General features: G+C 43.5%; 9 protein-coding genes. 7 read left to right on the forward strand and 2 right to left on the reverse strand.

The genetic code is table 11. The annotated features are described in order from the left end of the window. Window positions 1-527: 527 nt before the first annotated feature. The 6 genes from PN447_RS11095 (at window position 528) to PN447_RS11120 (ending at window position 7,797) form a co-directional block, all read left to right on the forward strand. Window positions 528-1,124 carry a photosystem I assembly protein Ycf4 gene (locus tag PN447_RS11095; protein WP_271763076.1) on the forward strand — a complete coding sequence of 199 codons (597 nt, stop codon included), beginning with the start codon at window positions 528-530 and terminating at the stop codon, window positions 1,122-1,124. A gap of 83 nt (window positions 1,125-1,207) precedes the next feature. Next, window positions 1,208-1,963 (forward strand): peptidylprolyl isomerase, encoded by a 756-nt coding sequence (locus tag PN447_RS11100; RefSeq protein WP_271763078.1) that lies wholly within the window; start codon window positions 1,208-1,210, stop codon window positions 1,961-1,963. A 63-nt stretch (window positions 1,964-2,026) separates the two neighbouring features. Further along, window positions 2,027-3,175, forward strand: coding sequence for a beta-ketoacyl-ACP synthase (locus PN447_RS11105; protein WP_271763079.1), 1,149 nt, complete (start codon window positions 2,027-2,029; stop codon window positions 3,173-3,175). 66 nt (window positions 3,176-3,241) lie between these two features. Next, window positions 3,242-4,654 (forward strand): folate/biopterin family MFS transporter, encoded by a 1,413-nt coding sequence (locus PN447_RS11110; protein WP_271763080.1) that lies wholly within the window; start codon window positions 3,242-3,244, stop codon window positions 4,652-4,654. Between the two features lie 9 nt (window positions 4,655-4,663). Continuing rightward, entirely contained in the window at window positions 4,664-6,151 is a 1,488-nt protein-coding gene (locus tag PN447_RS11115; protein ID WP_271763081.1) for a carotenoid oxygenase family protein, read from the forward strand. Between the two features lie 356 nt (window positions 6,152-6,507). Continuing rightward, window positions 6,508-7,797 carry a Glu/Leu/Phe/Val family dehydrogenase gene (locus PN447_RS11120; protein WP_271763082.1) on the forward strand — a complete coding sequence of 430 codons (1,290 nt, stop codon included), beginning with the start codon at window positions 6,508-6,510 and terminating at the stop codon, window positions 7,795-7,797. A 60-nt stretch (window positions 7,798-7,857) separates the two neighbouring features. Here PN447_RS11120 and PN447_RS11125 read toward each other — a convergent pair whose 3' ends face one another. After that, window positions 7,858-8,316 carry a helix-turn-helix domain-containing protein gene (locus PN447_RS11125; protein WP_271763083.1) on the reverse strand — a complete coding sequence of 153 codons (459 nt, stop codon included), beginning with the start codon at window positions 8,314-8,316 and terminating at the stop codon, window positions 7,858-7,860. Between the two features lie 162 nt (window positions 8,317-8,478). Further along, window positions 8,479-9,984 carry a response regulator gene (locus PN447_RS11130; RefSeq protein WP_271763085.1) on the reverse strand — a complete coding sequence of 502 codons (1,506 nt, stop codon included), beginning with the start codon at window positions 9,982-9,984 and terminating at the stop codon, window positions 8,479-8,481. Between the two features lie 40 nt (window positions 9,985-10,024). On the opposite strand from PN447_RS11130, the gene PN447_RS11135 reads away from it, so the two are divergent. Further along, a partial coding sequence (locus PN447_RS11135; RefSeq protein ID WP_271763087.1) for a hypothetical protein occupies window positions 10,025-10,647 on the forward strand: 623 nt, incomplete at its 3' end.

The following is a 10,647-nucleotide window of genomic DNA, read 5'->3' on the forward strand; positions in this document are numbered from 1 at the left end:
GACTACCGCTATCATTGCTTGGTTTTCGCGTTGGCAATAGTCTTAATTCAATACTTGATATCGTAGGATTATATATCAAGTGGGCGATTTTCTTAACTCACTTATGTCAATTCTTGTCAACATAAGTATAGTTTTGTCTAAAAAATAGTCAGCTTAGGACTAGCTCTTGGCTTTCCTGCCTAGTCCCTGAAGGGATTTCGGCTTTCCCCTACATGAATGTAGAGGCTACCTCGGCACAGAAAAATTGGTGTAGTTAATTCTCAACATGACTAGATTTTACTACACGAATACACAGACAGTAACCTGATGAATGACCACAGATGGCGCCGATACCCCCGTTTCTATCCCTGCCTAGCGCTGGAGGTTTGTTCAGTACAAACCTATTACTTCTGATCAATATCAGAATTTTAATAATTTGACACAAGTTTTCTCATAAATCTTAAAAGTCTCACTCCTGCAACTTGCAAGAAAAGCTCCTGAAATGGCAGACTTGGATCGGGAAGAACTCACAGGCCAAAGTTAGTTCAATGACGGCATCAACAACAATTAACAAAGGTGATTCGCCTAACGGCGATCGCAAACCTTCCAGTATCCTGCATCAAAGTGTTCTGGGTTCTCGTCGGTTTAGCAATTACTGGTGGGCAACCATCGTGACCATGGGCGCTACAGGCTTCTTGTTGGCGGGGATATCTAGTTACTTGAAAGTAAATTTACTCCTAGTTACCGACCCAACTCAACTGATATTTGTACCCCAAGGACTGGTCATGGGCTTATATGGTACTGCCGGCTTACTGTTAGCCTTATATCTCTGGCTCATGATTTTATGGGATGTCGGAGGCGGTTACAACGATTTCAATCAGGAAACTGGCAAGATAAAAATCTTTCGTTGGGGATTTCCCGGTAAAAATCGTCGCATTGAAATTGACACCTATACTCAAGACGTGCAGTCTGTGCGCATCGATATTAAAGAAGGTCTGAATCCCCGTCGCGCCCTCTACCTACGTGTTAAGGGTCGGCGAGACATTCCTTTAACACGGGTAGGCCAACCATTATCTTTAGCAGAGTTAGAAACTACAGGCGCGGAATTAGCCCGATTTTTGAGAGTACCCCTCGAAGGACTCTAAGGAAGGGGAAGGATTGCAACTTGTACCAAATCTCAAAAATTACTCAAGCAGATAACATACTCAGGTTAAATCAGTAACTGACTATGCAGTTAAAAGTCTCAAGTTTTCTAGTTGCGTTTTTGATAGTCGGTGCTTTGACTTTGGGAGGATGTTCCACACAGGATGTTACTTCTAACTCAGCAGGAACTGAGACAAACACGGGCAACACAACAAGCACTGTATCTGAAATCATAAGTGAGAATATTCCGGGAATGAAAAATTTACCACGCCTCGAAGGTAAAGCTACCGTGGTGATGACCGTTAACGGTTCACCCATTACTATCGAGGTAGACGGCACCAACGCCCCAATTACAGCTGGCAACTTCGTTGATTTAGTCCAAAAAGGTGTATACGATGGGTTAGTTTTTCATCGAGTGGTGCGCGATCCCCAACCTTTCGTAGTTCAAGGGGGTGATCCCCAAGGTAAAGACCCAAAATTTCCCGCAAATAGATTGGGGACGGGTGGTTACATTGACCCGGAAACGGGGAGTGAACGTCGCATACCTTTAGAAATTAAACCCATGGGTGGTGAAAAACTAATTTATGGTAAGACTATTCAGCAACCACCTGTGTTAGGGCATAAAATGGGTGCGATCGCAATGGCTAGATCGCAAATGCCAGATTCAGCTTCCTCACAGTTTTACTTTGCTCTAGCAGATTTAGGTTTCCTCGATGGTAACTACGCTGTGTTTGGTAATGTCACCGACGGCTTTGATGTGGTGAACAAAATTCAGCAAGGCGATCGCATTGAATCCGCTAAAGTGACTCAAGGTGCAGAAAATCTGAAAACACCCGATTAACTCCAGAGTAGGGGAGTAAGGAAAAAAATTCCCGATTCCCCATCTCCCATTCCTAATTCCCAAATGGTTGTCATCACTGGTATTGGTTTAGTTTCCTGCTTGGGAACCAGCTTAGAGCATAGCTGGCAGAAGTTAATCGCGGGTAAATGTGGTCTGCAATGGTATCAACCATTTTCCGAACTAGCAGCCTGTCCTCTAGGTTTGATTGCTAACCAACCCACGGAATTAACAACTTTAACCCGGCTGGTAGTGGCCTCGGCATTAAAAGATGCTGGGTTGGTTTCACCCTTACCCGATTGTGCTGTGGTTATTGGATCAAGTCGCAGTCATCAGGCTACTTGGGAGTTGCTGGGGCGGCAAATATATGGACATAATCCCCCTGAGAATAAAGGGAAAGCACTTATAGAAAATTGGTTAGATTTTTTGCCTCATACCAACGCCATGGCATCCGCTCGCCAAATCGGTGCATCTGGTATAGTTTTAGCACCCATGGCAGCTTGTGCTACTGGTATTTGGTCGATCGCTCAAGCCGCTTTACTGATTCAAACCGGCCAATGTCAACGCGCTCTGGCTGGTGCTGTAGAAGCCCCAATTACGCCCCTAACATTGTCAGGGTTTGAGCAAATGGGGGCTTTGGCCAAAACCGGGGCTTATCCCTTTGATTTGCACCGGGAAGGGTTGGTATTAGGTGAAGGGGCGGCTGTGTTGGTCTTGGAATCCCCAGAATTAGCACAGCAGCGTCAAGCTAAAATTTATGGTAAGATTCTTGGCTTTGGCTTGACAACAGATGCTTATCATGCTAATAAACCGGAACCTACAGGCAAAAGTGCGATCGCCGCGATTCACCAATGTTTAAAACGGAGTTCCCTAACACCAGAAAATATAGATTACATTCATGCTCACGGCACTGCCACAGTCCTGAATGACAGAGTAGAGAGTCAAATCATCCAAAATTTGTTTCCCCAGGAAGTAGCGGTAAGTTCCACCAAAGGTGCTACAGGTCATACATTAGGAGCATCAGGGGCCTTAGGTGTGGCATTTTCCCTCTTAGCTATGCACAGGGGAATCATACCACCCTGTGTAGGATTACAAACACCAGCATTTGATTTAAATTTGGTCATGGCTGCGCGTGAAACCCAAGTGCGTAAGGTATTATGTTTGAGCTTTGGCTTTGGTGGTCAAAATGCGGTCATCGCCTTGAGTAATATTTAGCTAAAACTAGATTCTGAGAAATCGATATGATAGAAAAGTAGATAAAACTTAAAAAATATTTATCAAATGCTGATTGACTCCCCTGGCTTGTCTCAGGTTAAAGACTCAGTGAAAAGTAAAATTTTCTTCGGTCATGAACCCAGCGCCGAGTTAATTGCCATTCTTAGCGTCTACTTCGTCCAAGGAATTTTAGGCTTGGCCCGTCTAGCAGTAAGTTTTTTCCTCAAAGATGAATTGCTGCTGAGTCCGGCTCAAGTGTCGGCTCTATTGGGAATAGTCGCCTTACCGTGGATAATTAAACCGGTATTCGGCTTTATTTCTGATGGCTTACCCATATTCGGCTACCGCCGCCGGCCTTATTTAGTGCTATCTGGGATATTAGGAGCAATATCTTGGATAAGTTTGGCGACCATAGTTCATACTAGCTGGGCTGCTACCCTAGCGATCGCCCTGGGTTCTCTATCTGTTGCGGTCAGCGATGTCATAGTTGACTCATTAGTAGTAGAAAGAGCCAGGGGAGAATCCCAAGCAGCAGCAGGTTCACTACAATCACTCTCCTGGGGTGCTTCCGCATTGGGAGGTTTACTCACCGCTTACTTGAGCGGAATACTGCTCGAACACTTCACCACGCGCACTGTATTTTGGGTTACCGCCTCATTTCCTCTGATAGTTTCCGCAGTAGCTTGGTTAATTGCTGAAACCCCCATTAGTAAAAATGCCCCACATAGCAATAATAGCCAGAACCCTTTAAGCATCAAGTATCAAGTCAAGCAACTACGCCAAGCAATTACCCAAAAATCCATTTGGCTACCCACAGCCTTTGTATTTGTCTGGCTAGCCACCCCAACAGCCGATTCTGCCTTCTTCTTCTTCAGCACCAATGAACTACACTTTCAACCAGAATTTCTAGGACGGGTAAGACTGGTAACCAGTGGGGCTTCTTTGATAGGAGTGTGGATGTTTCAACGCTTCCTCAAAAATATTTCATTTCGCGCCATTTTCACTTGGAGTACAGTCCTGTCATCAGCCTTGGGAATGACAATGCTGCTGCTGGTCACCCATACTAACAGAGCTTTAGGTATAGATGACCACTGGTTTAGTTTGGGTGATAGCCTGATTCTGACCGTCATTGGACAAATTGCCTATATGCCCGTTTTGGTACTTGCAGCCAGATTATGTCCCCCAGGAGTAGAAGCGACATTATTTGCCTTACTGATGTCCGTTTCCAACTTAGCCGCAATGGTTTCCTATGAACTTGGAGCCATCATCATGCATTGGCTAGGCATCAGCGAAACCAACTTTGAACTAATGTGGCTATTAGTAATTATTACTAACCTCAGTACACTATTACCACTGCCATTCATTCATTGGTTACCTGCCGATGACCCACAAGGGCAAACAGGAGAAATATCTCACTTGATGCCCGAATTAATCCTGAGGGAATCAGACTCACAAACCATGGAATCCAAAAGACAATAATATCAGCAGATGCAGACCTTAAAAATTGAAGACACCCCAAATCCAGAAGAATCTTATACCCTTGCAGATTGGCAGGGAGGATATAAATCCCTTACCCAAGAATTTGACTACTGGATTGATGATATTGAAGGGCAAATTCCCCCAGAATTACAGGGTACATTGTTTAGAAATGGCCCCGGCTTGCTAGATATCAATGGACAACCAATACATCACCCCTTTGATGGCGATGGGATGATTAGCCGGATTAGCTTTGTCAATGGTCGCGCCCATTTCCGTAACCGCTTTGTTCGGACTGAAGGCTATTTAGCAGAACAGCAAGCGGGTAAAATCCTTTATCGGGGTGTCTTTGGTACTCAAAAACCCGGCGGTTGGTTAGCTAATATTTTCGACTTCAAAATGAAAAATATTGCCAATACCAATGTAATTTATTGGGGTGATAAACTCTTGGCACTGTGGGAAGCAGCAGAACCCCATTGTCTTGATCCCTATACATTAGAAACTTTAGGGAAAGAATATTTCCATGGTGTTTTATCATCCGGTGAAGCCTTTGGCGCACATCCCCGCTTTGACCCCAGTTGTAACCAAGATGGTGGCGCACCTTGTCTGGTAAATTTCTCGATTAAACCGGGACTATCCACCACCATTACTATATTTGAACTCAACCCAGACGGTGAAGTTGTGAGAAAACAAACTCATAGTATTCCCGGTTTCTGTTTCATTCATGATTTTGTCATTACTCCTAACTACTGTATCTTCTGGCAAAATCCCGTTACCTTTAACCCCATACCCTTCGCTTTAGGAATACGTGCTGCTGGAGAGTGTATCAAATTTCAGCAAAATCAACCCACTAGGATTATAGTGATTCCCCGTCACCCCGGAGAAACAAAGGTAAGAACTTTAGAAACTCAATCTGGCTTTGTTTTCCACCACGCTAATGCTTTTGAGGCGGGTGATGAAATTGTCATTGATTCTATTTGTTACGCATCATTCCCAGAAGTCGAGCCGGAAAGCGATTTTAGAGAAGTTAATTTTGCCGCAATTTCCCCTGGTCAACTGTGGCGATTCCATCTTAATCTTGAGACTGGGAAAGTCCGCCAACAGATGATGGAAAGCCGCTGTTGTGAGTTCCCTAGTATAAATCCCCAACTTGTAGGAAAAAAATATCAATATTTATACTTAGGCGCATCTCACGGGGAGACTGGTAATGCGCCCTTGCAAGCATTGCTGAAAATTGACTTGCACTCAGGAGACAGACAATTCTGGAGTGCTGCACCACATGGTTTTACTGGGGAGCCGATTTTTGTCCCCCGGACAGATGCTAAACAAGAAGATGATGGCTGGGTGCTAGTATTGGTTTATGATGCCACACATCACCGCTCAGATTTAGTCATATTAGATGCCAGTGACTTTAATCAAGGTGCCATTGCCAGACTACATCTTAAACATCACGTTCCCTATGGTCTACATGGCAACTTCACAGATGAAGTTTTCATTTAAACACTTATAATACCAGTAGGTTGGGGTGAGGAAGGAAAACCAAAGCCGCTCTGTGGCCTTTCTCAAGATTCCAACCGTTCTAGGTTGATGACTTGATTTTGACACTCCCTAAAGTACGATCATGGTAAATCCCTTACCGCTTCCGTTGAGCCTTTGAGGATAAAATGTATAAATAACGACCATAAAGCCTTTGGGGATATCGCACCCCCAAAAAAGGGAGAAAATCGAGGTAACATTCCCGCAAAATGTGACAAAAACCAGAAAATTCCACCATTCTCAGACAAAAAGGATAAGCTAGGGATATCACTCATATATATATCCAGTCCGCAAAGATAATGCGACTAGGAGAAGATGTTATGGTTTCAAAATCTCCCTTGCCCATAGAACCTGAGACTCCAGGGCACATTTGCCCATTAGACCAGTCCTGTAGTTATTTAGAAGCCGCAGGTAAAGAATTAAACCTAGATCAAGGGGTATTGGCAATCCTCAGCCATCCCCGTAAAGTGGTGACAGTTTCTATCCCCGTGAAGCTAGATAATGGTCAAATTCAAGTGCTAACTGGACATCGGGTGCAGCACTCTGATATTCTCGGCCCCTATAAGGGAGGAATTCGTTACCATCCGGCTGTGACATTAGGGGAAGTATCAGCCTTAGCTATGCTCATGACCTGGAAGTGTGCGTTATTGGGCATACCTTATGGCGGTGCCAAGGGAGGTATAGCCATAAATCCTCAAAGTTATAGTGTGGGCGAATTAGAAAGAATCAGTCGCCGCTATATCAGTGAGTTAATTAAAGACATTGGACCTTCAGTAGATATACCCGCCCCAGACATGGGTACTTCTGCCCGTGAGATGGCTTGGATGATGGATACTTATTCTGTCAATGTGGGTCATGCAGTCCCTGGAGTCGTCACTGGTAAGCCCCTTTCTATTGGTGGTTCTTTAGGGCGAGAAAAGGCAACGGGCAGAGGTGTCATGATTATTGTCCGTGAGGCATTAGCGGAACGAGGTAAACCCCTGACAGGAGCACGAGTAGTAATTCAGGGTTTTGGTAATGTGGGGGGTGCAGCAGCGGAATTATTACATCAGTTGGGGGCTAAAATCATCGCTGTCTCCACAGGGGCTGGGGGTATTTTGGCGACCAACGGGCTTGATATTCCAGCATTGAAAGCTTATACGGACAAAAATCACAAGAGTGTTGTGGGTTTTCCCCAAGCAGTACCAATTAGCAATGCAGATTTAATCAGTTTGCCTTGCGATGTCTTGATTCCAGCGGCTTTGGAAAATCAAATTACTAGGGAAAATGTCAACGAGGTGCAAGCGGAAATTGTCGCCGAAGCGGCTAATGGACCAGTGACTTTAGCAGCGAATCAGTCCCTAGAGGAGCGTGGTGTGACTGTGCTACCGGACATCCTGACCAATGCTGGCGGTGTTGTTGTCAGTTATTTAGAGTGGGTGCAGGGTCTTTCTTATGTGTTTTGGGATGAGAAGCGTGTAAACCATGAAATGGAACAGTTAATGCTGGCAGCTTATCACCAAGTAATACAGCAGTCAAAGAGCAGACAAATTCCTCTACGATTAGCAGCTTACACTTTGGGTGTTGGTAGAGTTGCACAGGCGCTGGCTGATAGGGGTCTTTATCCTTAGTTGTTAATTTCACCCAAAGGTACTTTGGCGGGACTCACAGTACTCCCTTGAAGGTGGGCTTCAGAAGGCTATGGTCGTACTATCCACAGTATAAGACCAGTCTCCCTCGGGGGCTGGCATAGTGTTTGTCATACGTACCCGAAATGCACTGGGTGAGACTCCTAATAGTCGCTTGAAGGCTCGAGTCAGATGACTATGGTTGTAAAATCCGCAGCACAGAGCAATCTCGCTCAGGGACATACTAGAGGACTCTAACAAGCCTTTAGCTCGGTATACCCTCTGCCGAATAATGTATTGATGGAGTGAAATTCCCGTAGTTTGCTTGAAGCGATAACATAGATACGACCTGCTGAAATTGATTTGCTGCGCTAGTTCAGCTAATTTAAGGTCTTGCTCAAGGTAGAGATCAATATATTTCAGTACTAGTTTTAAGCTATGTAGTCCGAAACGTCCCTCATAATTTTTTTGTTCAATGCCACAGTCAGAATAGTACTGATTACGATTGGTTTTGATAATCATAGTTGCTTGGCAAAAAGGTTACAAAATTAGTTAGACATATCCTTAGCGTTACAAGTCAATCGACTTGTCAAGTAACTTTAGAAGGATATGTTGAGATAAGATATCATTTAGTTATAAGGAACTTATAAGAGAAAAATAATCACCATGTAAGGATAGAGGATTTCAACCGGAGAGATAAAAGCACAATGTATTACCGCCTCTGGTTTGAGCAGATGTCAGGGCTTGGTCAACTGTTGTTAATAATCCTTCAGGAGTGGCGGTAGAACTGGGGATAGTGCCAGTAATACCTAAACTGATCGTAAATTTTTGTAAGCTGAGGATAGCTTGGTATAAGTGTTGGGCAAGACGCAAGCTACTATCTGACGGCATACTGGGTAGAAGAATAGCAAATTTTCCTCCAGTGTAGTAAGTGATAAAATTAGGAGGAGTAAGGTACTTTTGCAAAGTTTGCCCAAGCTGTAAAAGGTAAATTTTCTGCTGTTGTTTCTCAAAATCATCAATGGCGCAAAAAATTAAGCCAAGAGGGATATGTTGTGTACGCAGGCGTTGCCATTCTTGCTTTAAAATTTCACTAAAATTATCCGGAGAGATGAGAGTAGGTATATGCTCTCGGATGTTGGAATCATTCAGCGGTAGTGTTGTTCCTGACGGGCTAAATCCTTGTGATAATGCTTCCAATAAAAAACTGAGTTCGGTAATATGTGCATTGGTCAGATATTCTTGTGTGAGAAGGGCTTCTATTTCCCGTGCTATTTCTGATCCTTCGGGATACCCAAAAGTACCCAAATTACCAGCTAAACGATGAACTATGGTCAGGATATGTTGTTGCTGTTGCGAGTTGTTGGTTTTTAATTGGAGTTGATTGATTGCTGTGTTGAGTTCTGCTATTTTTTCAGGTAAGGAAGCTTGAAATTCTGCTTTAATTTCTTCAATAACCGCGATTCCCTCGGCTATATCATCAACTGTTGCCACTGGAGACTCAGATTTCCCTTCTTTTCTAGCTTTAAGACGATATCCCAAGCCGTAAATAGTTTCAATGACTTCTTCTTTGATTCCTGCGGCTTTGAGTTTACGTCGTAAGTCTTTGATTAAATTGGTGACAGCATTATCTGTAGGGAACTCATCTGCTAACCATAATTTGTCAATTATATCTCTACGGGTCAAAATCCTGTGGGGGGAGCGTAAAAATAATTCTAATAACCCAAATTCCTTGGGAGTGAGTTGAATTAATTCCTCACCATACTGCACTTTTAGCAACTGGGGATTAAGGAATAAGTTACCCCATTCCAAAGTCACTAAACTTGATTCGTGTACTCGACGGGATAAAGCTCGTATTCGCGCCAATAATTGAGCAGTCTCACAGGATTTGACTACATAATCATCCGCTCCTGCATCTAAACCTCTAATCACATCTTCCTCTGCGCCCTTGGCAGTGAGCATTAAGATGGGGACTTGACAACCGTGCTGACGTAGTTGACGACACACACTCAAACCATCTAATTTTGGCATGAGTACATCTAGCAAAATTAAGTCATAATTGAACTGATTTACCATTTCTAGACCAATGTGACCATTTGTAGCCACATCGACTACATAGCGGTAGGAAATAAGAATATTTGTGAGTAATTTACTGAAATAACTATCATCATCTATTAATAAAATCTTCATTCTTACCCATTTTCACTCATTATCCCAGTTACCAAAAATAATGAAACTATTGCCTATATACTCCCAGTTGATGCTGAAATTTCTCGGCAGAATTCCTCTAAAGACGTTATTTATTGTACCTTATATGGGTATCATTCTGCTGAGTGTTGGCACTGTCACTTATCTTTCTTATGAAACTGGGGAAAGAGCGGTGAATAAATTGCTAATCCCAGTGATATCATCCAGAATACGCAAAATTAGCGATCGCTTGACTACATATCTGGGAACACCACAAAGGTTAGTCGCTATGAATCGCTATGGGATAGAGCAAGGACACCTCAACCCAGAAAATTGGGAAGAGTTAAGATTGCATTTCTTCCAACAACTCAAACTCTACAAACTGCCAACTAATATTTATTTTGGTGGGAGTAATGGTATACATATTTTTTCCGCTCAAGATAGAGTGGGACTGGTAGCACCAAAAAATTCTTGGTTAGGTGGGGGTGTACATCCATCTCATATCGGAGAACGACATTATTACACCCTGAATGAACAGGGAAAATTTACCACAATTATCCCGGAGCAAACCAAACCATATACACCAGTCACACGTCCTTGGTACAAAACTGCTCAAGCTCAAGGTCAACAAACCTGGTCACCAGTGTACCCATTTTTTTACATTGA

Source organism: Anabaena sp. CS-542/02 (assembly GCF_028331085.1).
GTDB classification, from domain to species: Bacteria; Cyanobacteriota; Cyanobacteriia; order Cyanobacteriales; family Nostocaceae; genus Anabaenopsis; species Anabaenopsis arnoldii.

Excerpts from the sequence above, each read along its gene's own strand:
- PN447_RS11095 (WP_271763076.1), top strand. The coding sequence starts at position 528 with ATGACGGCATCAACAACAATTAACAAAGGTGATTCGCCTAACGGCGAT.
- PN447_RS11100 (WP_271763078.1), top strand. The coding sequence starts at position 1,208 with ATGCAGTTAAAAGTCTCAAGTTTTCTAGTTGCGTTTTTGATAGTCGGT.
- PN447_RS11105 (WP_271763079.1), top strand. The coding sequence starts at position 2,027 with ATGGTTGTCATCACTGGTATTGGTTTAGTTTCCTGCTTGGGAACCAGC.
- PN447_RS11110 (WP_271763080.1), top strand. The coding sequence starts at position 3,242 with ATGCTGATTGACTCCCCTGGCTTGTCTCAGGTTAAAGACTCAGTGAAA.
- PN447_RS11115 (WP_271763081.1), top strand. The coding sequence starts at position 4,664 with ATGCAGACCTTAAAAATTGAAGACACCCCAAATCCAGAAGAATCTTAT.
- PN447_RS11120 (WP_271763082.1), top strand. The coding sequence starts at position 6,508 with ATGGTTTCAAAATCTCCCTTGCCCATAGAACCTGAGACTCCAGGGCAC.
- PN447_RS11125 (WP_271763083.1), bottom strand. The coding sequence starts at position 8,316 with ATGATTATCAAAACCAATCGTAATCAGTACTATTCTGACTGTGGCATT.
- PN447_RS11130 (WP_271763085.1), bottom strand. The coding sequence starts at position 9,984 with ATGAAGATTTTATTAATAGATGATGATAGTTATTTCAGTAAATTACTC.